This window comes from Curtobacterium sp. C1, assembly GCF_021049325.1.
Taxonomy (GTDB): domain Bacteria; phylum Actinomycetota; class Actinomycetes; order Actinomycetales; family Microbacteriaceae; genus Curtobacterium; species Curtobacterium citreum.
Map to the genome: position 1 here is coordinate 998,924 of NZ_CP088076.1, position 19,794 is coordinate 1,018,717.

The 19,794-nt window shown below is 72.1% G+C and carries 21 protein-coding genes and 1 tRNA gene; 11 read left to right on the top strand and 11 right to left on the bottom strand.

Features of this window, described 5'->3' with window-relative positions; genetic code table 11:
- Positions 1–136: 136 nt before the first annotated feature.
- On the bottom strand, positions 137–1,375 hold the full coding sequence (locus LQK89_RS04900; protein WP_231050363.1) for an MFS transporter: 1,239 nt from the start codon (positions 1,373–1,375) through the stop codon (positions 137–139).
- Positions 1,372–1,935, bottom strand: a complete 564-nt coding sequence (locus tag LQK89_RS04905) for a MarR family winged helix-turn-helix transcriptional regulator (RefSeq protein ID WP_231050364.1) — start codon at positions 1,933–1,935, stop codon at positions 1,372–1,374. The genes LQK89_RS04900 and LQK89_RS04905 overlap by 4 nt, the downstream gene beginning before the upstream one ends.
- Positions 1,936–1,996: 61 nt before the next feature.
- Here LQK89_RS04905 and LQK89_RS04910 point away from each other — a divergent pair, with 61 nt between their 5' ends.
- Together LQK89_RS04910 and LQK89_RS04915 are read left to right on the top strand one after the other, a co-directional pair.
- Complete coding sequence (locus LQK89_RS04910; RefSeq protein WP_083520084.1) at positions 1,997–2,287, top strand: hypothetical protein; 291 nt, start codon at positions 1,997–1,999, stop codon at positions 2,285–2,287.
- 85 nt (positions 2,288–2,372) lie between these two features.
- Positions 2,373–2,633 carry a thioredoxin family protein gene (locus tag LQK89_RS04915; protein WP_174778641.1) on the top strand — a complete coding sequence of 87 codons (261 nt, stop codon included), beginning with the start codon at positions 2,373–2,375 and terminating at the stop codon, positions 2,631–2,633.
- A 79-nt stretch (positions 2,634–2,712) separates the two neighbouring features.
- Here LQK89_RS04915 and LQK89_RS04920 read toward each other — a convergent pair whose 3' ends face one another.
- Genes LQK89_RS04920 through LQK89_RS04930 form a run of 3 tightly spaced genes read right to left on the bottom strand, consistent with a single transcriptional unit; the run spans position 2,713 to position 5,939 of the window.
- The gene (locus LQK89_RS04920) at positions 2,713–4,146 is read right to left on the bottom strand and encodes a DUF6716 putative glycosyltransferase (protein ID WP_231050365.1); all 1,434 of its coding nucleotides are present in this window, start codon (positions 4,144–4,146) and stop codon (positions 2,713–2,715) included.
- Between the two features lie 51 nt (positions 4,147–4,197).
- Positions 4,198–5,070, bottom strand: a complete 873-nt coding sequence (locus LQK89_RS04925; protein WP_058742749.1) for an N-acetylneuraminate synthase family protein — start codon at positions 5,068–5,070, stop codon at positions 4,198–4,200.
- Complete coding sequence (locus LQK89_RS04930) at positions 5,067–5,939, bottom strand: acylneuraminate cytidylyltransferase family protein (RefSeq protein WP_231050366.1); 873 nt, start codon at positions 5,937–5,939, stop codon at positions 5,067–5,069. Before LQK89_RS04930 ends, LQK89_RS04925 begins: the two co-directional genes overlap by 4 nt.
- Before the next feature lie 399 nt (positions 5,940–6,338).
- Here LQK89_RS04930 and LQK89_RS04935 point away from each other — a divergent pair, with 399 nt between their 5' ends.
- Both LQK89_RS04935 and LQK89_RS04940 read left to right on the top strand, forming a co-directional pair.
- Positions 6,339–6,899 (top strand): AAA family ATPase, encoded by a 561-nt coding sequence (locus tag LQK89_RS04935; RefSeq protein ID WP_175326440.1) that lies wholly within the window; start codon positions 6,339–6,341, stop codon positions 6,897–6,899.
- Between the two features lie 14 nt (positions 6,900–6,913).
- Positions 6,914–6,986 (top strand) — tRNA-Arg (locus tag LQK89_RS04940).
- 65 nt (positions 6,987–7,051) lie between these two features.
- On the opposite strand, the gene LQK89_RS04945 is transcribed toward LQK89_RS04940, so the two are convergent.
- Positions 7,052–8,269: a hypothetical protein gene (locus LQK89_RS04945; RefSeq protein WP_231050367.1), complete on the bottom strand. Its 1,218-nt coding sequence runs from the start codon at positions 8,267–8,269 to the stop codon at positions 7,052–7,054.
- 65 nt (positions 8,270–8,334) lie between these two features.
- Positions 8,335–8,601 (bottom strand): hypothetical protein, encoded by a 267-nt coding sequence (locus tag LQK89_RS04950; protein WP_058742563.1) that lies wholly within the window; start codon positions 8,599–8,601, stop codon positions 8,335–8,337.
- Positions 8,602–8,771: 170 nt separating this feature from the next.
- Between LQK89_RS04950 and msrA the strand changes: the two genes are divergently transcribed.
- From msrA to LQK89_RS04975, 5 genes are all read left to right on the top strand, one after another.
- Positions 8,772–9,299 carry a peptide-methionine (S)-S-oxide reductase MsrA gene (gene msrA / locus LQK89_RS04955; protein ID WP_141860682.1) on the top strand — a complete coding sequence of 176 codons (528 nt, stop codon included), beginning with the start codon at positions 8,772–8,774 and terminating at the stop codon, positions 9,297–9,299.
- 37 nt (positions 9,300–9,336) lie between these two features.
- Positions 9,337–9,543, top strand: a complete 207-nt coding sequence (locus LQK89_RS04960; protein ID WP_083520052.1) for a hypothetical protein — start codon at positions 9,337–9,339, stop codon at positions 9,541–9,543.
- Between the two features lie 153 nt (positions 9,544–9,696).
- The gene (locus tag LQK89_RS04965; protein ID WP_231050368.1) at positions 9,697–10,347 is read left to right on the top strand and encodes a single-stranded DNA-binding protein; all 651 of its coding nucleotides are present in this window, start codon (positions 9,697–9,699) and stop codon (positions 10,345–10,347) included.
- Positions 10,348–10,410: 63 nt separating this feature from the next.
- Entirely contained in the window at positions 10,411–12,096 is a 1,686-nt protein-coding gene (gene ettA / locus LQK89_RS04970) for an energy-dependent translational throttle protein EttA (protein ID WP_058742559.1), read from the top strand.
- A gap of 30 nt (positions 12,097–12,126) precedes the next feature.
- Entirely contained in the window at positions 12,127–12,582 is a 456-nt protein-coding gene (locus LQK89_RS04975) for an acyl-CoA thioesterase (protein WP_231050369.1), read from the top strand.
- Between the two features lie 242 nt (positions 12,583–12,824).
- Here the strand turns inward: LQK89_RS04975 and LQK89_RS04980 are convergent, their stop codons facing one another.
- Positions 12,825–13,682: an acyl-CoA thioesterase gene (locus LQK89_RS04980; RefSeq protein ID WP_058740438.1), complete on the bottom strand. Its 858-nt coding sequence runs from the start codon at positions 13,680–13,682 to the stop codon at positions 12,825–12,827.
- 43 nt (positions 13,683–13,725) lie between these two features.
- Between LQK89_RS04980 and LQK89_RS04985 the strand changes: the two genes are divergently transcribed.
- A complete protein-coding gene (locus LQK89_RS04985; protein ID WP_174778632.1) occupies positions 13,726–14,427 on the top strand; it encodes a hypothetical protein in 702 nt (233 codons plus the stop codon).
- 127 nt (positions 14,428–14,554) lie between these two features.
- The gene (locus tag LQK89_RS04990) at positions 14,555–15,397 is read left to right on the top strand and encodes an NAD-dependent epimerase/dehydratase family protein (protein ID WP_231050370.1); all 843 of its coding nucleotides are present in this window, start codon (positions 14,555–14,557) and stop codon (positions 15,395–15,397) included.
- Between the two features lie 102 nt (positions 15,398–15,499).
- Here the strand turns inward: LQK89_RS04990 and LQK89_RS04995 are convergent, their stop codons facing one another.
- From LQK89_RS04995 to pepN, 3 genes are all read right to left on the bottom strand, one after another.
- Positions 15,500–15,910, bottom strand: a complete 411-nt coding sequence (locus tag LQK89_RS04995; protein ID WP_442874063.1) for a globin — start codon at positions 15,908–15,910, stop codon at positions 15,500–15,502.
- A 53-nt stretch (positions 15,911–15,963) separates the two neighbouring features.
- The gene (locus LQK89_RS05000; RefSeq protein WP_231050371.1) at positions 15,964–17,043 is read right to left on the bottom strand and encodes a mechanosensitive ion channel family protein; all 1,080 of its coding nucleotides are present in this window, start codon (positions 17,041–17,043) and stop codon (positions 15,964–15,966) included.
- An 84-nt stretch (positions 17,044–17,127) separates the two neighbouring features.
- Entirely contained in the window at positions 17,128–19,707 is a 2,580-nt protein-coding gene (pepN, locus tag LQK89_RS05005; protein WP_231050372.1) for an aminopeptidase N, read from the bottom strand.
- Positions 19,708–19,794 lie beyond the last annotated feature (87 nt).

The following is a 19,794-nucleotide window of genomic DNA, read 5'->3' on the forward strand; positions in this document are numbered from 1 at the left end:
CCCGCTCGCCCGCTCGCCCGCTCGCCCCGAGCCCCGAGCCCCGAGCCCCGAGACCCGACCCGCCCCACTCGCGCACACACGAACGGCTCGGAGCGCCGCAGCACCCCGAGCCGTCCGGTCAGCCCCGCGAGGAACGTCAGACCATCTCGCCCGCCGAGATCGCCTCGGCCTCGACGCGCTCGGGCTCAGCCCCGTCGTCGACCCGGCGCAGGACCTTCGTCGTCGCGACGACCACCACGAACGCGATCGCCACCGAGACCCCGGCGAACACGTACGCCGCCGAGGGGGCGATCGCGTCGGCGAGCAGCGTCGCGACCGGCGGGGCGATCGCGCCACCGATGAAGCGCACCGCGGAGTACGCGCTCGAGGCGACGGAGCGGGGGAGGTCCGTCGCCTCCATGACGCACTCGGTGAGCACGGTGTTCAGGACACCGAGCACGAGTCCGCCGACGATCACGCAGACGATCAGGCCCGGCTGCGACCGCACGACGACGGCCGCGGCGAACAGGTCGAGCGCGAGCAGGGGCAGCGCGATCTTCAGGACCGTCGTGCGACGGAGCCGGGCGGTGAGCATCGGCGCGACCCACACCGAGGTGATCGCGAGCCCGACGCCCCAGCCGAAGAACGTGAAGCCGATGCCGAGTGCACCGAAGCCGAGCGGGAACGGCGTGTAGGCGAGCAGGACGAAGAAGCCGATGTTGTAGAAGAGCGCGGTGGCCGCCAGGGCCGCGAGTGCCGGTCGGCGCAGGGCACGGAACGGGGCGGAGAGCCGGGTGGGCGTGGGCTTCTCGAGCCCGGAGTTCTTGAGGAGCGCGACGACGGCGATGAACGCGACGGCCATGAGCGTCGTGACGCCGAAGAACGGGCCGCGCCAGCTCACCGAGCCGAGCAGGCCTCCGACGAGCGGGCCGACGGCGATGCCGAGGCCGAGCGCCGCCTCGTACAGGATGATCGCCGACGCGGTGCCGCCCGAGGCCGCACCCACGATGGTCGCGAGTGCGGTGGAGATGAAGAGCGCGTTCCCGAGACCCCAGCCGGCGCGGAACCCGATGATGTTCCAGACGCTGCCCGACGTGGCGGCGAGCACCGAGAACACCACGATGAGCGCGAGCCCGATGAGCAGGGTGTTCTTCGCGCCGATGCGGCTGGACACCCAGCTGGTGAAGAACATCGCGACGCCGGTGACGGCGAGGTAGCTCGTGAAGAGCAGTTCGGTCTGCGCTGCGGTCGCGTCCAGCGAGGTCGCGATCGCGGGCAGGATCGGGTCGACGAGGCCGATGCCCATGAAGGCGACGACGCAGGCGAAGGCGATCGCCCAGACCGCGGAGGACTGCTTGAGGATGCTGCCCGAGGCAGCGGGGGCGTGGGCGTTCACGCGTGGATCTCCGATCTGGTGGACGACGGGCTGGTGGGGGACGGGCTGGTGGACGACGGGGCGGCGCCCGACGCCCTGGACGACAGGGCGGTCGACGACGGGCCGGCGCCCGGACCGCCGGGGGAAGGAACCGCGAGCGGCACCGCGACCCGCGACGCGATGACCTCGGCCGCGTCGTGCAGCACGTCCCACTCGTCGTCGTCCAGGTCGGCGAACACGGGCCCGACGGTCTCGGTGATGGTGGCCCGCCACGTCACGAGGCGGTCGTGGCCGGCCGGCGTGATCTCGATGAGCTGCCCGCGGGAGTCGTCCGGGTCGACCGTGCGGGTGACGAGTCCGTCCGCGAGCATCCCCGCGACGAGCCGGGTCATGGTCGGCTGCGCGACGCGGGACAGTGCCGCGAGCTCCCCGAGCCGCAGGGGCTGGTCGGTCTCGAGGATGCCGAGCGTGCGCCACACGGCCGCCGAGGTCGGGTTCCCCGTCGCCTGTGCGGCCGCGCGGATCAGGCGGTTCACCGAGACGAGGAGCGTCTCGATCGTCTGCGCCCTGGTCGGTTCCATAGCGGAACTATATAGCCGACCTATGCATCCGTCAACAGGTCGGCCCTGGTACAAGGGACGCATGAGCGACATCACCATCCACGAGGGCGACGAGTACACCGCGATCTTCCACGGTGGCCCCTTCGACGGGACGACCGACACCCGCACCGCGACGAGCGACGCGGTGGACGACCAGGTCACGGTGTACGCCGACGTCGAGGGCCTGCAGACGGCCTTCACCTACAAGGCCACCAAGACCCGTCAGGTGCTCGACCAGACCTCGGTCGAGTACGCCTACGACGCCGAGGACTCCGACCCGGTCGACGACCTGCAGGACCGCGGGGACCGCAGCGGCGAGTTCGACCGCGAGTAGCCACACCGCCCGGCTCGACCCGGCGAGCGCCGCGTGCCCCGATCCGATCGGGAGTGCACGCGGCGCTCGCTGCGTTGTGCCCTCCGTGCGACTCGACCTGTGGACCTCCGCCTTCTGCGCGCCCTGTGCTGCGGCCCGCCGCGTCACCGGTGAGGCGGCGGCCCTCGTCCCCGGACTGGCCGTGCGCGAACGCGACGTGGCCGCCGACCCCGACGGCGCCGAGGCCGTCGGCATCCGCTCGACGCCCACGATCATCGTCCGGCGCGAGGACGGCACCGAGGTCTTCCGCTCGCCCGGCGTCCCGTCCCGCGACCAGCTGCTGGTGGCGGTGGCGAAGGCGCTCTGACGTCCGCCCCGCCCGTCACGGCAGTCTGCTGACGAACGGTCTGGAGGCACGGTGCGGCTCCGCCCCACCGCCCACCCGGTCAGGCGGTGCGGCCCGTACCTCCGCTGCCGGCTCCCACGGCGTCCCGCTGGGAGCGGGGCGGCAGCACGAGGGCCGCGTCGCTCGCGCCGGGCCGCAGCACCACCCGCCGGAGTCGACGGAGCACGCGCTTCACGGTCCGCACCGGCGTGCCGAGCACGAGCGCGACGACGCCGATCGCCGTCCGGTCGGCCGCGCCGAGCGCGTTCTTCCGCTCCCACGCCCGACGCAGGGCACCGCCGCCGCTCCGCCGAGCGGCCGGTCGCACCGTCAGGGCACCGGCGTCCCGGAGCACCATGAGCTCCTCGGCGCGGTCGGCCCAGTCGTCCTCCGCGGGCGGGTGGAAGTGGTTGTCGTGCAGCCACTCGGGTCGGACGTTCCCGAAGCGTCCCTCGACGAGGTCGACCGCGTCGCCCTCGAGCCCGCTGTCCACGAACACCTCGTTGATGAGCGCCCGCGAGACGCCGAAGTCCGTCAGCGTCAGCGCTGGGACGCCCCGGGCGACGGCCTCGAGGACCGCCGTCGAACTGATCGTCACAAGCGCCACCGCCCGGTCGAGGTGCTGCGCCATCGGGCCGCTCTCGACCACGAGGTTCGCCGGCCGGTCGGCGGGCAGCAGCTCCGGGTAGGGCCACTGCTCCCGGTGCGTCTGGTGCTCCCCGGCCGCCGCACGGACCTTGAGGACGACGCGCCACTCCGGGTGGCGCCGGGCGGTCTCGACGAGCCAGTCCACGACGCGTCGGCGGTCCTCGAGGTCGGCGGGCACGCTCGGCTGCGCCGCGAACACGACCGCGTCCCTGCCCCGCTCGTCGCCCCGTCCGCCCGCCCGCTCGTCCCCGTGCCCGCCCTGCCCCCGCGAGCGGGCGAAGGGCAACGTCGCGAGGGCGAACGACGGTTCGATCCCGCCCGCTGACGCGAGGGCACGGTAGGCGCGGACCTCGCGGTGGCTGTGCAGCACGAACACGTCGGCCCGCGCGCGGAAGAAGACGCCCTTCCACTTCGCCGGGTACGAGATGCCGGGCAGCCCCGTCAGGAGCACCGGCCGCCGCGGGACCCGACGGACGACCTCGTCGACCAGGAGCTCCGCGACCGGGCCGATGCACGCCACCAGGACCGCGTCCGGCGGGTCCGCTCGCAGCCGGTCGACGAGGGCGTCGACCCCGAGGGGCGCCGGCGGTGCCGCTGCGAGGTGCTCGAGTCGGCCGTCCAGACCCCGGAACGCGGACCGGAGCTGCGCGGGGCTCGCCGACCTCGGGGTGTCGACGACGAGCAGCTCCAGCTGCCAGTGCGCGGGAGCGTCGGCGAGCAGGTGGGCGCCCCACTTCGCGAACGAGTCGGTGTCGACCAGGCCGACCACGCGTCGGACGCGGGGCCGGTCGGCGGACGGGAGGCGCGCCTCCAGTCCGTCGGTCGGCTCGCGACGTCCGTCGCTCACGCGCGCACCCCGCTCACCGGTCCCGCTGGCTCACGCGCCTGTCCTGCCGGGTCACGCGCCGACGCGGCGGAGCTTGGCCATCGGCGCCTGCTCGCCGGGGAAGATCCTCTTGATCCCGTCGCCGAGCGCGGTCTCGATGATCCGGACGTCGCGGGCGAGCGTCTGCAGGCCGTGCGGCTCGAGCGAGGCGGCGTGGTCGGAGCCCCACATCGTGCGGTCGAGTGTGATGTGGCGCTCGACGGCCGTGGCGCCGAGCGCGACCGCGGCGAGGGAGATCTGCAGCCCCGGCTCGTGCCCGGAGTACCCGACCGGCACCCCGGCGTAGCGGCCGGCGAGGGTGTCGATCATGCGGAGGTTCGCCTCCTCGGCGGGGAGCGGGTACGTCGACGTCGCGTGCATGAGGACCAGTCGCTCGGTGCCGAGGGCCTCGACGGCGCGGTCGATCTGCTCGAGCGTCGACATCCCGGTCGACAGGATGACCGGCTTTCCCGTCGCCGCGACGGCCGCGAGGAGCCCGAGGTCCGTCACCGAGGCCGAGGCGATCTTGTACGCCACGACGTTCAGGTCCTCGAGGAAGGCAACGCTCGGCTCGTCCCACGGCGACGCGAACCAGTCGAGGCCGCGGAGGGTCGCGTGGTCGCCGATCTCGATGTACTGCTCGCGGTCGAACTCGACGCGGTAGCGGTACTCCAGGTACGTCATCTCGCCCCACGGCGTGCTGCGTGGGGTCTGCTTCATGTGCTCGGGCGTCGAGATCGCCGGGGTGCGCTTCTGGAACTTGACGGCCTGCAGCCCGGCGTCCGCTGCGACGTCGATGAGCCGCTTCGCGATGTCGACGTCGCCGTTGTGGTTCAGGCCGATCTCGCCGATCAGGTACGCGGGGTGGCCGGCGCCGATGGTGGACGTGCCGATGGAGACGGTCATGGGGTTCCGTTCTGTTGGGACGGGTGCGGATCTGGGTTCGGGACCCGGTCGGTCGTGGCGGCGAGGGGCCAACGGGCGGTCCCGGATGCGGCTGCGGGCCTCGTCGTTGGGCGATCTGCGTCCGGGTTCGTCGGGTGGCCGATCGGTCGGTCGAGGGTGTGGGCGAGCGAGGAGGCCAGGGCCAGGTCGGCCGGTTCGTCGACGTCGATCGCGCCGCGGGGATCCACGACCGCGAGTTCGACCCGACCGAAGAAGCGGTGTCGGTGCTCTCGGAAGCCCCTCGTGCGCAGGACGTAGAAGGCGCCGGTCTCGCGGTACTCCGGTTCCCGGTCCTGGCGGCGCGGTCGGACGGCGGCGTCGTGGTTGACCGCGACCGCCCGGCCCTGGGCGTCCGTGCGCCAGAGGAAGGCGTGCGAGGGAGCAGCGGCGAACACCACGTCCGCGTGGTCGTCGAGCACGCGGTGGACCGCGGCGTCCAGGTCGACCGGGTCGATGAACGGCGAGGTGGCCTGCAGGAAGACCAGGATCTCTGGGTCGCGGTGCTGGTCGTGCTCGTCGCGCCCGTCGTCGGTGCTCTCGGTGGCGAGGGCGTCGAGGGCGTGGAGCAGCGCCGACTCCGAGGTCGCCTCGTCGCCCGCGAGCTCGGCTGGGCGGCGAACCACCATGGCGCCGGCGGCGGTGGCCTCGGCGGCGATGGCGTCCCCGTCCGTCGACACCACCACGGTGTCGATGGTCTCTGTGCGGAGCGCTGCCTCGACGGCACGGCGGACGAGCGACCTCCCACCGACGGGCCGGAGGTTCTTCCCCGGGATGCCCTTCGAACCGGCGCGGGCGGGCACGACGGCCACGACGGTTCCGCTGGAGCGCATGCACCGGACGGTACGGAGGCGCGGTGTCCCTGAGACGAACGACAGGGAGACGGCCGGGGAACCCTCCGCGTCGCGGGCGCGGGCGCGGGCGCGGATGCGAAAGGGGGCGGTGATCGCGAGCGGGCGGAACGTGCGCGGGTGACCGCATGGGGCGAGCCGCTTCCGCCCGCTCGGTGCGCGGGATGGCGGGCGCAGCGCGGGGGGAGCGCGAGCGGGCGGAACCAGTGGCCGTCCGCGCACCGGGGCCGCAGCTTCCGCCCGCTCGGTCCCGGGCCGGAGCGGAAAGTGCCGGGGGACGGCGGGCGCAGCGCCGGGAGAGCGCGAGCGGGCGGAACGTGCGCGGGTGACCGCATGGGGCGAGCCGCTTCCGCCCGCTCGCCGCGGGGTTAGGGTCGGGGGATGCTCGGTGCCGACGACGTCCTCGTCCCGGAGCCCCGCCGCGTCCTGGTCGCCGGGACGACGGGCGTCGGCAAGACCACGACCGCCGGACGCATCGGACGCGCGCTCGGCATCCGGCACACCGAGATCGACTCGATCTACCACGGGCCGGACTGGACGCCGCGGGAGTCCTTCCTCGAGGAGGTCGAGGCGTACACCAGCGAGCCGACCTGGGTGACCGAGTGGCAGTACACGCTCGCCCGGGACATGCTCGCCGCCCGCGCGGACACCCTCGTCTGGATCGACCTCCCCGTCCCGGTCGCCCTGTGGCGGCTCGTGCGACGGACCCTCCGACGACGACTCCGGCGCACACCCCTGTGGAACGGGAACATCGAGCCGCCGCTGTGGACGTTCTTCACCGACCCGGGCCACATCGTCCGGTGGGGGATCCGCGTGCGCCACGAGAGTCGGAGGCGGGTGCCCGCACTCGTCCACACCGCCCCGCACCTGCGGATCGTGCACCTCCGGACGCAGCGCGAGGTCGACCGGTTCGTGCAGCACCTGGCGGAGCGCCGAGGCTAGAATCGACGCCGTCCGCCTCCGTAGCTCAGTGGATAGAGCAGGTGGTTTCTACCCACCGTGCCGCGGGTTCGATTCCTGCCGGGGGCACCGACGACGAGAGGCCGCCATCCGTCTCGGGATGGCGGCCTCTGGCTGCAGACCGGTGGTGGGGTTCAGTCCTCGTCGTCAGCGGCGCGGCGTCGGAGCTCACTCGCGCTGATCGGCTGCGTGTAGGGCGACTCGTCCGTCTCGTCCGAGTCCGTCGGCTCGGCCGGGGCATCGGCGACGCGCGTCGGGATCGAGGTGGTGTTCGTCGTGGACGTCCCGTAACCCGATGCGGTCGCGCGGTTCACGTGCGCGTCGGCTGCGGTGGGGGAGGCGACGCGCGGGGCCGAGGCCGGACGGACGTCGTCGGACAGGTCCCCGGCGCGGTCGTCGGCGCGATCGTCGACCGCGTCGTCGTCCGAGCGGTCGACCGAGGCTGCCGGTCGCTGCGGCACGTCGTTGCGCGACGCGACGGGCGAACCGAGTGCGGGACGGATCGGAGCACCGTCGAGCGGGGTGGTCTCACCCTCGCCGTAGGCACGCGTGGTGTTCGTGCCCTCGCTGCCGGAGCGCGCGGACCACGGCGCGGAATTCGCTGCCGGCGCCGTTGCCGGAGCCGCTGCGGAAGCAGGGGCCGGTGCCTGAGCGGCGGACGAGGCGACGGGCGCGGCGGGGGAGGGCGTGCCTCCAGGCTGCTGGGGTGCCGGTCGCAGACCGGTCGTCGTCGGGGTCGGACGCTCGGCGGCCGGCGCCGGTGCCGGCGTGGACGGCCGGTCCTGCTCGCGGCGGTCCTGCTGGTCCGCGCTCCAGTCCTGCTGGCGGGCGATCAGCTCGGCGTCGTCGGGATCCGGCGAGTCGAACTTCCAGCGCTCGAGGTCGGCCTTGAAGAGCTTCTTGGCGCGGTTCGGACGGGCCTGCCACTCGAGCATCCGGTCGCGGAACTCGGCGAGGGACTGGTCGGCCTGGAAGCTGAACGTCGACGAGTTCTTCTTGATGTCGGCGATCTCGTGTTGCGCCCAGTTCGCCGCGAGGGGCGCACCGCTCACGGGGAGCAGCCGCAGTCGGATGTCGGCGTCCTCGGCGAGGTGGTCGGCGTACGACCGCTCATCGTGCCCGAGGGAACCCCACGTCGCCGCCTTGCGCGCCGCGGAGACGACACCAGCGACGGCCGCGTTCCGGCTCTCGCGCTCCTGCATCGCGACGACGCGCTTCGTCGCACCGCGGCCGATCAGCGCGGCGATGATGCCGGCCACGACGATGGCCACGAAGGGGATGATCGCGCCGGACAGCACACGCCACCCGTTGTCGGACGACGTCCAGTCGGTCAGCTCGTTCCACCAGTCCATGGGCGAACCCTACGCACGGAACAGCCCGGTCACGGGGAGGTGGCGCGGCGTTCCGTCGCTTCCGCTCAACCCCACCGGAGGCAGTCCACGGCGTCGTCGGCGGACCACACGTTCGGCAGCTCGACGAAGCGTCGTTCGGTCGCGACGTAGCGGCGTGCGCGGTACGCCGTCCCGCCGGCGACGTCCACCCGGTCGACGTAGCCGACGACCTCGCCGTTGGCGCGGGTGACGCGGCTCAGGTCGTCGCGGACGTCGAGCACCCGGAGGTCGCCGCGGCTGCGCGCGACGGGCGCGGTGCGGATGCGGAACGCGGGTTCGGTGGTGCGCTGCACGTGGTGCCTCCTGGTGGTCGGTCGCGGTGTGTGCGGGGAACGCTACGGACCGCCACCGACAGCCGCGCCGCGCCCGAGTCCCCTGGGGAACACTTCGGGCCCGGTGCGGGTTGTGGAGGAGGCAACCCGGATCGCGGCTCCCTCGGAGCCCAGGAAGGTAGGTTCCCCCCATGACGACGTTCGTGCTCGCAGGTGGATGTTTCTGGTGTCTCGACGCCGTGTACCGCACGCTCCAGGGCGTGCAGGACGTGGTCTCGGGCTACGTCGGCGGCGCGACGGAGAACCCGTCGTACGAGGCCGTCTGCACCGGTGCCACCGGCCACGCCGAGGCGGTCGCGGTGACGTTCGACGAGTCGGTCATCCCCGCGGACGTCATCCTCGACGTCTTCTTCACGCTCCACGACCCGCGCCAGCTGAACCGGCAGGGCGCCGACGTCGGCACCCAGTACCGCTCGGCGATGTTCCCGGCGGACGACGAGCAGCGCGCGCTGTTCGAGCAGGCGATCCAGCGTGCATCGGACATCTGGGACGGTGGCATCGTCACGACGATCGAGCCGCTGGGTACCTTCTACCGTGCGGAGGAGTACCACCAGGACTTCTTCGCGAAGAACCCCGGACAGGGCTACTGCATGGCGGTCGCACTGCCCAAGGTGAACAAGGTCCGCAAGGCCTACAGTCAGTACATCCTGGCGTCCTGAGACACGGGCGTCGGGGCCACGAGGAGGTGGTCGAACGATGATGGACAACACCGGGACCTGGGTGGCGGTCGGACCGGCCGGCGCGGTGGGCAGCATCCACCGCGCATCGGACGGGTTCCACGTCGAGCTCTACGGCCGGTCGGGATCCGGCGGGGGCACGTACCCGTCGCTGGAGTCCGCGAAGGGCGCGGTGCACGCGGCCCTCGGTCCGCTCGCGGACCGGCCGGAGTTCCGAGCGCACTGATCCAGTCGGGGCGTCGGTCCGGCGCATGGTCGCGACGGGCCGGACTGGAGGCACGGGGAGACTCGTCCTCCACAACCCACCTCTGCGGATGATCGGTCCACAGGGCGAGCCCCGGGGCGCTTCCGCGCCCCGGGGCTCGCTCACGATCGAGGCATGAACGACACCATCACCGTCTGCGGGATCATCGCCACCGAGCCCCGCCACCTCGTCACCGACACCGGCATCGCCATCACGAGCATGCGGCTCGCGTCCCCGTCCCGCCGGTGGGACCGCTCGAACTCCACGTGGACCAACGGCGCCACGAACTGGTACACGGTCACCGCGTTCCGCTCCCTCGCGGCGAACGTCCACAAGTCCCTGAAGAAGGGCGACCGCGTCGTCGTGACGGGCCGCGTCCGCATCCGGACGTGGGAACGCGACGGCCGGGGTGGCACCTCGGTCGAGATCGACGCCGAGGGACTCGGCCACGACCTCGCGTGGGGCATCAGCAACTGGATCCGCGTGCCGCGGCACGCGAACGAGCACAGTGCGGCTCCGGGGACGTCGCCGACGATCGACCCGCAGACCGGAGAGGTCCACGGCGCCGACGACGGTGCCGGGACCGACGGGGCGCTCGCCGACGGCGGGCCCGTCCAGCGGGACGACCTGCCGGAGCCCGCCGAGGCCGCGCGGCACACGGAGGTCGCGCTCGAGGGGCAGTTCGCGCCGCCGACGGTGCTGCCCGCTGACCTGGGCACCGGAGCCGACACGGCCGATGGCGCGGACCCCGACGACGTCGACGCAGCGGGGCGGGCAGCGGCGTGACCTGCGGGAGCGCCGACATCCGGGGGCGCCGACGCGGCGGGGTGTCAGTAGACTGGGCGCGATATGGCTGAGTACATCTACCAGATGGTCCGCGCCCGCAAGTCGGTCGGCGACAAGCTGATCCTCGACGACGTCACGATGTCGTTCCTCCCCGGCGCCAAGATCGGCGTCGTGGGGCCGAACGGTGCGGGCAAGTCGACGATCCTCAAGATCATGGCGGGTCTCGACCAGCCGTCCAACGGCGAGGCGAAGCTGACCCCGGGCTTCACCGTCGGCATCCTCATGCAGGAGCCCGAGCTCGACGAGTCGAAGACCGTCCTCGAGAACGTGCAAGAGGGCGTGGGCGAGATCCACGGCAAGATCACGCGCTTCAACGAGATCTCCGCGCTGATGGCCGAGCCGGACGCCGACTTCGACGCGCTCCTCGCCGAGATGGGCACCCTGCAGGAGGAGATCGACGCCGCCGACGCGTGGGACCTCGACTCCCAGCTCGAGCAGGCCATGGCCGCGCTCCAGTGCCCCCCGGGGGACGAGCTCGTCACGCACCTGTCCGGCGGTGAGAAGCGCCGCGTCGCGCTCTGCAAGCTCCTGCTGCAGAAGCCCGACCTGCTCCTCCTCGACGAGCCCACCAACCACCTCGACGCCGAGTCCGTGCTCTGGCTCGAGCAGCACCTGCAGCAGTACCACGGTGCCGTCCTGGCCGTGACCCACGACCGGTACTTCCTCGACCACGTCGCGCAGTGGATCGCCGAGGTCGACCGCGGACGCCTGTACCCGTACGAGGGCAACTACTCGACCTACCTCGAGAAGAAGCGCGCTCGTCTCGAGGTCCAGGGCAAGAAGGACGCCAAGCTCGCGAAGCGTCTGTCCTCGGAGCTCGACTGGGTCCGCAGCAACCAGAAGGGCCGCCAGGCGAAGTCCAAGGCCCGCCTCGCCCGCTACGAGGAGATGGTGTCCGAGGCCGAGCGCACGCGGAAGCTCGACTTCGAGGAGATCGTCATCCCCGTGGGTCCGCGTCTGGGTTCGCAGGTCATCGACGCCGAGAAGCTGCACAAGCAGTTCGGTGAGCGCGTCATCATCGACGACCTGTCGTTCACGCTGCCCCGCAACGGCATCGTCGGCGTGATCGGCCCGAACGGCGTCGGCAAGACCACGCTCTTCAAGACGATCGTCGGTCTCGAGCCGCTCGACGCCGGCACGCTGAAGATCGGCGAGACGGTCGACATCTCGTACGTCGACCAGAGCCGTGGTGGCATCGACCCGAACAAGAACCTGTGGGAGGTCGTGTCCGACGGACTCGACTACATCCAGGTGGGCAAGACCGAGATCCCGTCCCGCGCCTACGTGTCGCAGTTCGGCTTCAAGGGTCCGGACCAGCAGAAGAAGGCCGGCGTGCTCTCGGGTGGTGAGCGCAACCGTCTGAACCTCGCGCTCACGCTCAAGCAGGGCGGCAACCTCCTGCTCCTCGACGAGCCGACCAACGACCTCGACGTCGAGACCCTCGGCAGCCTCGAGAACGCCCTGCTCGAGTACCCGGGCTGCGCCGTCGTGATCACCCACGACCGCTGGTTCCTCGACCGGATCGCGACCCACATCCTCGCGTGGGAGGGCCTGAACGAGGACGGGACGCCGAACTGGTACTGGTTCGAGGGCAACTTCGAGGCCTACGAGGAGAACAAGGTCGAGCGCCTCGGTGCCGACGCCGCGAAGCCCGGCCGCGCGACCTACCGCAAGCTCACGCGCGACTGACCCGTGGCGAGACTGCACGCTCCGATCCGCATGCGGTGGAGCGACATCGACGCGTACGGTCACGTCAACAACTCCGCGATGCTGCGCCTCCTGGAAGAGGCGCGCATCGTGGGGTTCTGGGGGCACGACCCCGCGGACGCGAACGGCGAGGGCGACCTGCCCGACCCGATCATCGACGGGCGCCCGGGATCGGGCACGATGACGGTGATCGCGGCACAGCGCCTCGAGTACCTCGCGTCGATCCCGTACCTGCGCCGACCGCTGGACGTGCAGATGTGGATCGGGCGGATCGGCGGCGCGAGCATCGACGTGTCGTACGAGGTCTGGTCGCCCGTCGGCGTCGAGCCCGCCGTCCTGTACACCCGTGCCACCACGGCGCTGGTGATGGTCGACGCCGCGACGAACCGGCCGCGACGCCTGACGCCCGTCGAGCGTGCCGCGTGTGAGCAGTTCGCCGAGCCGCCGGTCGAGTTCTCCCGGCCCTGACCCGGCCGATCCCGGCTGGGCCGAGCCCGGCTGGGCCGAGCCCGGCTGGGTCGATCCTGGTCCAGCTGCGGACCTGCGCCTCCGCACAACCGGGAGCACACCGCACCATGACGATCCGCGGCGCGGTGCACTTCCGGTTGTGCGAGCGCACACTGCACCGCGGAACGGCGCCCGGCGAGTGCAGACGGCGCTGCGGCGCGGCACCGCGCGCCGCGCCCCGCGCCCCGCGCGAAGCGCACCCCTCACCGCGGGACGCGCATCATCCCCTCCTGCGCCACCGATGCCAGCAACCGCCCGTCCCGCGCGAACATCCGGCCGAACGCCAGTCCCCGCCCGCCCTGCGCACTCGGGGACTCCTGCACGTACAGCACCCAGTCATCGGCGCGACCGTCACGGTGCCACCACATCGCGTGGTCCAGGCTCGCGCTCTTCACCCCCGGCGTTCCCCAGGCCACCCCGTGCCGCCGCATGATCGGCTCCAGGATCGACATGTCGCTCGCGTACCCCAGGACCGCCCGGTGCAGGGCCGGGTCGGCCGGCAGCGCCCCCTCCACCCGGAACCACACCGCCTGGTGCGGCACCCGCTCGCCCTGCACGTCGACGAACACCGGGCCCTCGACGTGCCGCAGGTCGATGGAGCGCTCGGCCCAGGCCTGTGCGACGGGGTGGTCGATCGCGGACAGGATCGACGCCGCCGACGGCAGCGACTCCGGCTCGGGGACGTCGACGGGGAACGGGTCCTGGTGTTCGACGCCCTCGTCGGGGCGTTGGAACGAGGCGATCATCGAGAAGATCGGCACGCCCCGCTGGTACGCCTGCACGCGTCGGGTCGCGAAGGACCGGCCGTCGTGGATGCGCTCCACCCCGAAGGTGATCGGGACGTCGATGTCGCCCGGGCGCAGGAAGTAGCCGTGCATCGAGTGGATGTCCCGGCCCTCGATCGTGGCCTGCGCGGCGACGATGCACTGCGCCAGGACCTGCCCGCCGAAGACCCGCCCGCCGGGGGACCAGTGGCTCGCCCCGGTCAGGATCGTCTCGCCCGTGCTCGCGCCGGTGTCCTGGAGGCGCAGGGTGCTGAGGAAGTCGGGTTCGCCGTTCACACCCGCAGTCTACGAACCGGCCCCCGGTAGGATCGGACCCGACATGGGCACCTCGTTCACGCTTCCCGACGCCGCCTCGCTCGGCGACCTCCGCACCTACCTCGGACGCGCTGCCCGCATCGAGGACGGGTCCGTCCGGCTCGTCGCCGACTCGGGCGTCCTCGCGGTGTACACGGCGATCCTCTACCCGCTCGGCCTGCTCGACGAGCTGCCGACGGTGCTCGGTCTCCGCACGTTCTCGCTCACCGAGCCCGCGACGATCGACGCCGTGGTGCCGCTCGCGTCGCTGCAGGAACGCCTCCGCCTGCTCGCGGAGCACCACGACGCCGAGCGCGCCGACGGAGCCGACCCGACCCGGGCCACCCCGATCGAGGTCGAGCTCCCGCACGAGGTGCACACCGTGACCTGGGCGGCGATCAGCCCGCCTCGCGGTGGGTGGGTGCCGCTGCCGGACGTCTCGCCGGAGCTCCTCCGCCGTGCTGCTCGGGACGGCATCGCCGAGGTCGCGGACGCCGTCCCGGCGAGTGCGGGCGAGGCGATCGTGCGCCGCATCCGGTCCGAGGTGTGGGGCCGTCCGGTGCCCGGGATCGAGCACCTGCCGGCCGGTGCGGGCTTCGCGGGGGAGAGCCTCGGGTTCCTCGGGCACGACCCCGTCCGGCTGTTCGAGACCGGACCGTGGAGCCGGCTCACGACCTCGCGCGGGCACGTCCTCGTGAAGCGCCGCGCCTGGTCCCTCGGCGTCTGACCCCGAACCGAAGCCGCCCAGCGCGGAGCGACGCCCGACCGACGACGCCGCCACCGCGACCGTCTGCCTGAGCGGACCAGACCGCCACGTCCACCCCGCACCATGACACGCGTGGTTGGGTGACGGCATGCAGGTCTTCCTCACCGGTGCGTCCGGCTACATCGGCTCCTCCGTCCTCCGCGCCCTCGTCGCCCACGGGCACGAGGTCACGGCCCTCGTCCGCTCCGACCAGAAGGCGCAGGCCGTCCGGGACGCGGGCGGCCACGCGATCGTCGGCGACGTCACGGACACCGACGTCGTCCGCCGACTGGCCCACGAGTCCGACGCGGTCGTGCACACGGCCTCGGCCGCGGACGTCGACCCGAGCTTCACGGAGACCGTGACCGAGGCCCTCGCGGGGACCCCGAAGCCCTTCGTGCACACGGGCGGGATCTTCACGTTCGGGAACTCGACGGACATCTCGGAGCAGTCGCCGGTGGACCCGCCGGCCCTCACCGCGTGGCGCGCCCCGATCGAGGCGCGCGTGCGGGCCAGCGCCGCCCGGACGACGATCGTCGCGCCCGGCATCGTCTACGGCCGCGGCGCCGGCATCCCGGCGATGTTCGTCGGCGACGGCGAGCACGAGGTGCGCCTGGTCGGCGACGGCTCCCAGCGCTGGACGACGGTGCACATCGACGACCTCGGCGAGCTGTACGTGCTCGCGGTGCACGCCGCGGAGCAGGACGGCTACGTGGTGGCTGCGTCCGGCGACAACCCGACGCTGCGCGAGGTGGCGGAGGCGGGCGCGCACGGCTCACCGGTCGTCGCGGAGAGCGTCGACGCGTCGCGCGAGCGCCTGGGGGCCGACTTCGCAGACGCCCTGCTGCTCCACCAGGAGGCCTCGGGCGCGCACGCGCGCGCCGACCTCGGCTGGCACCCAACGCGGCCGACCCTGGTCGAGGACCTGGCCGACGGGTCCTACGTCCGGTAGTCCGCACCACTCACAGCGGGGGCAGACGGACGGGAGGATCGTGGCGGGCCCGCCACGATCCTCCCGTCCGTCTCCTGGTCGCGTCGCCGACGTGAGCCGCGGTCAGTCGAACGTGTTCGTCATCGCGTGGGCGGCGCGGTCGAGGTAGGCCCAGAGCTCGGCTTCGTCGAGGGGCGCGAGGTCGAGCGACTCCACCGCGTCGTGCATGTGGTGCAGCCAGCGCTCGCGGGCCTCGGGCGTGATGCGGAACGGGTTGTGCCGCATCCGCAGCCGCGGGTGCCCGCGTTCCTCGCTGTAGGTGCCGGGGCCGCCCCAGTACTGCTGCAGGAAGGCCGACAGGCGCCAGATCGCACCCTCGAGGTCGTCAGCCGGGTACATCGGCCAGATCACGTCGTCCTGCTGGACGCCCTCGTAGAACCGCCGGACCAGCCGGTCGAACGTCGGCGCGCCGCCGATCCGCACGTAGAGCGAACCGGTCGCCGACGCCCCGTGCTCGCCGACGCGCAGCGTGATCGGTTGCGCCGGGACGCCACCGGGGCCCGAGCCGGGGCTGGGGATCGGGTCGTTCACTGGTGGTCCTTCCCGGGATCCTGGTCGCGGTCCTGGTCGTCCGTGTGGATCGCCCGTCCGAACAGGTTGCCACGCTTCCCGCGCGACTTCGTCGGTGCCGGCGTCGGCTGCGTCCGGACGGAGCGCAGGCCGTTGATCGAGGTGGCGTTCTCCCAGCCCTCCGGCATGATCATCGCCATCGCCGGCAGGGTCACCCCGAGTTCGTCGACGGCGCGCTTCAGGCGGACCCGGAGCTCGCGACCGACCACGTCGAGCTCGGACGCGCGGGTCTTCACGACGAGGCGGAACACCATGCCCGCGTCGCTGATCGACTGCATGCCCCAGATCTCCGGCTTCTCGACGATCCGCTGGCGCCACCGGGGCTCCTGCGACATCGTGACGGCTGCACGGAGCAGCGCGTCCTGGACGGCGTCGATGTCCGTGTCGTACGGCACGGTGATGTCGACGAGCACGCGCGACCAGCCCTGCGAGAGGTTCCCGACCCGCAGGATCTGCCCGTTCGGGACGAACCAGAGGATGCCGTTGACGTCGCGGATCTGCATGACGCGGAGCCCGACGTTCTCGACGACGCCGGTCGCGGGCCCGGTGTCGACGACGTCGCCGACGCCCGCCTGGTCCTCGAGGATCATGAAGACCCCGGACAGCAGGTCCTTGACGATACTCTGGGCACCGACCGCCAGGCCCGCGGCGATGAGCGAGGCGCCGCCGACGATGCCGACCGCGGCGTTCGGCAGCACGAGCGGGATGATCACCGCGAGGGCGATGAGCACGACGACGACCGTCGCCAGGTTCTCGAGCACGCTGCCCAGCGTGCGGGTCCGCTGCACGACGCGGGCGGTCTGGACGGGGGAGGCGACGAGCGCCTGGGTGTCCTCCACGTTCTGGCGGCGCTTGGCCCCGGTGACGACCCGCTCGACCACGCCCTTGATCGTGTGGCGGAGGACGAGCCGGACGATGACCGCCGCGAGGAGCGTGATGACGATGACGATCGGCACGTGCCAGGTGTCGACGAACTGGGTGAAGGTGTTCGACATCCACTTGGGGACGTCGTCGGTCGAGGTCGCAGCCAGGTTCATGATCCGATCGATGCTAGAGGGCGGGGCCTCGGCGACCCCTGAGGATCACCGAGGCCCCGCCCGTGCGTGGTCGTCCGACGCAGGTCAGGCGTCGGCCGCCTGGACGCGCAGCGCGCGCTCGGTACCGGCGACGTTCTCCGACACGATGCGGCGGAGCGCCGGGGTCTCCGGGTGCGCCGCGAGCCAGGCGTGCGCGGCGTCGCGGAGCTCGACGGACGCGAGCGGTGCCGGGTAGAGCCCCGTCACGATCGTGTCGGCCATGTGGTAGCTGCGCTCGGCCCAGATGCGGGTGAGGACGTCGAAGTACCCCGACACCAGTCCCTCGAGCACGACCGGGCTGTTCGTGTGCTGGAACCCGACCGTCGTCTGCCGCACGATGGCGTTCGGCAGCTCGTCCGAGTCGACCAGCGACGAGAACGCCGCGAGCTTGCCCCCGGCCGTCGGGATGGTCGCACGGGCGCGGGCCGCGGCCTGCTCGCCCGACGCGGTCTTGTCCGCGGCGAGCTCGGCGTCCACCTCGGCGTCGCCGGCGGCGCCCGCGAGCACGAGCCCCTCGAGGAGCTCCCAGCGCAGGTCGGTGTCGATCTCGAGCCCCGGGAGCGTGACCGAACCGTCGCGCAGGCCCTGCAGCGTCGCCACGTGCTCCGGCGTCGAGGCGATCTGCGCGAAGAACTTCACGAACTGGAACTGCGCGTCCGACCCGGCGGCGGCGGCGCTGGCGAGCTGCCAGAGCGTGTCGCCGACGGTGCGGACGGTGGCGTCGACCTTGGTCGGCGCGACGTAGTTGCGGGCCGAGAGCAGGAGCTGCGACAGCGTCGTGCGGATGGTCGTCGACTCGGTCTCGGTCGCGATGTTGCCGAGCACGAGCCGGACGTAGTCGCTCGCGGGGGACTCGGCGTCGCGCGTCGCGTCCCACATCGCGCCCCAGACGATCGACCGGGCGAGGGGGTTCGCGATCGCGGCGAGGTGCTCGATCGCGGTGCGGCGGGACTGCTCGTCGAGGCGGATCTTGGCGTACGCCAGGTCGTCGTCGTTGAGCAGCACGAGGTCGCCGCGGTGCACGCCGACGAGCTCGGGGACCTCGGTCCGGGCGCCGTCCACGTCGATCTCGACGCGGTGGGTGCGCTCGAGCTTGCCGCCCGAGGACGCGGTGTCCGCGCCGAACGGGGCGGTCTCGTCGGCGACGAACCCGTAGACGCCGATCGCCAGGCGGTGCGGGCGGAGCGTCGGGTGGTCGGCCGGTGCCTCCTGCAGGACGGCGAAGGACGTGATCACGCCGGACTCGTCGACCTGGATCTCCGGACGGAGCGTGTTCACGCCGGCGGTCTCGAGCCACAGCTTCGACCACTCGGACAGGTCGCGGCCGCTGGTCGCCTCGAGCTCGACGAGCAGGTCGCGCAGCTCGGTGTTGCCGTGGTGGTGCTTCTTGAAGTACGCCGAGACGCCCGCGAAGAACGCGTCGATGCCGACCCACGCCACGAGCTGCTTGAGGACCGAGCCGCCCTTGGCGTACGTGATGCCGTCGAAGTTGACCTGGACGTCCTCGAGGTCGTTGATCGTCGCGACGATCGGGTGCGTCGAGGGGAGCTGGTCCTGGCGGTACGCCCAGGACTTCTCCATCGCCTGGAAGGTCGTCCACGCCTCGGTCCACTCGGTGGCCTCGGCCGTGGCGATGGTGGACGCCCACTCGGCGAACGACTCGTTCAGCCAGAGGTCGTTCCACCACTTCATCGTGACGAGGTCGCCGAACCACATGTGCGCGAGCTCGTGCAGGATCGTGACGACCCGGCGCTCCTTGATGGCGTCGGTGACCTTCGAGCGGAACACGTAGGTCTCGGTGAAGGTGACCGCACCGGCGTTCTCCATCGCGCCGGCGTTGAACTCGGGCACGAAGAGCTGGTCGTACTTCTCGAACGGGTAGGCGACGTCGAACTTCTCCTCGAAGTACGCGAAGCCCTTCTTCGTGGTCTCGAACACGTACTCGGGGTCGAGGTACTCGGCCAGCGAGCGACGCGCGAAGACACCGAGCGGGATGGTCCGGCCGTCACGGCTGGTCAGCTCGTCGCGCACGACCTCGTACGGGCCGGCGACGAGCGCGGTGATGTAGCTCGAGATGCGGGCCGTCGGGGGGAACGTCCACGTCGCGACCTCGCCGTCGACGTGCGGCTCCGGGGTCGGGGCGTTCGAGACGACCTGCCAGCGCGCCGGGGCCGTCACGGTGAAGGAGAACTCGGCCTTGAGGTCGGGCTGCTCGAACACCGCGAACATGCGACGGGAGTCCGGCACCTCGAACTGGGAGTACAGGTACACCTCGTCGTCCACCGGGTCGACGAAGCGGTGGAGCCCCTCGCCGGTGTTCGTGTAGAGCGCGTCGGCGACGACGACCAGCTCGTTCTGCTCCTGCAGCCCGTCGAGCTGGATCCGCACGCCGTCGTTCACGGCGGCGACGTCGAGCGCGGTGCCGTTCAGCTCGACCGAGTGCACGGTCTTCGTGATGGCGTCGATGAACGTGGCGGCGCCGGGCGTCGCGGTGAACCGGACCCGCGTCGTGCTGCCGAACGTCTCGGCGCCGCGGGTCAGGTCGAGCTCGACGTCGTACGTCTGCACGTCGACGATCGCGGCACGTTCCTGGGCTTCGGTTCTGGTGAGGTTCTCTCCGGGCACGGACGCTCCAACTTCGCTGACGGCGCGGACGATCGATGTCCGCGGTGAGGGGGTCCCGGCACGGCGTCGTGCGCCGTCGGGACGATG

Excerpts from the sequence above, each read along its gene's own strand:
- LQK89_RS04905 (WP_231050364.1), bottom strand. The coding sequence starts at position 1,935 with ATGGAACCGACCAGGGCGCAGACGATCGAGACGCTCCTCGTCTCGGTG.
- LQK89_RS04910 (WP_083520084.1), top strand. The coding sequence starts at position 1,997 with ATGAGCGACATCACCATCCACGAGGGCGACGAGTACACCGCGATCTTC.
- LQK89_RS04925 (WP_058742749.1), bottom strand. The coding sequence starts at position 5,070 with ATGACCGTCTCCATCGGCACGTCCACCATCGGCGCCGGCCACCCCGCG.
- LQK89_RS04930 (WP_231050366.1), bottom strand. The coding sequence starts at position 5,939 with ATGCGCTCCAGCGGAACCGTCGTGGCCGTCGTGCCCGCCCGCGCCGGT.
- LQK89_RS04935 (WP_175326440.1), top strand. The coding sequence starts at position 6,339 with ATGCTCGGTGCCGACGACGTCCTCGTCCCGGAGCCCCGCCGCGTCCTG.
- LQK89_RS04945 (WP_231050367.1), bottom strand. The coding sequence starts at position 8,269 with ATGGACTGGTGGAACGAGCTGACCGACTGGACGTCGTCCGACAACGGG.
- msrA (WP_141860682.1), top strand. The coding sequence starts at position 8,772 with ATGACGACGTTCGTGCTCGCAGGTGGATGTTTCTGGTGTCTCGACGCC.
- LQK89_RS04960 (WP_083520052.1), top strand. The coding sequence starts at position 9,337 with ATGATGGACAACACCGGGACCTGGGTGGCGGTCGGACCGGCCGGCGCG.
- LQK89_RS04965 (WP_231050368.1), top strand. The coding sequence starts at position 9,697 with ATGAACGACACCATCACCGTCTGCGGGATCATCGCCACCGAGCCCCGC.
- ettA (WP_058742559.1), top strand. The coding sequence starts at position 10,411 with ATGGCTGAGTACATCTACCAGATGGTCCGCGCCCGCAAGTCGGTCGGC.
- LQK89_RS04975 (WP_231050369.1), top strand. The coding sequence starts at position 12,127 with ATGCGGTGGAGCGACATCGACGCGTACGGTCACGTCAACAACTCCGCG.
- LQK89_RS04985 (WP_174778632.1), top strand. The coding sequence starts at position 13,726 with ATGGGCACCTCGTTCACGCTTCCCGACGCCGCCTCGCTCGGCGACCTC.
- LQK89_RS04990 (WP_231050370.1), top strand. The coding sequence starts at position 14,555 with ATGCAGGTCTTCCTCACCGGTGCGTCCGGCTACATCGGCTCCTCCGTC.
- LQK89_RS05000 (WP_231050371.1), bottom strand. The coding sequence starts at position 17,043 with ATGAACCTGGCTGCGACCTCGACCGACGACGTCCCCAAGTGGATGTCG.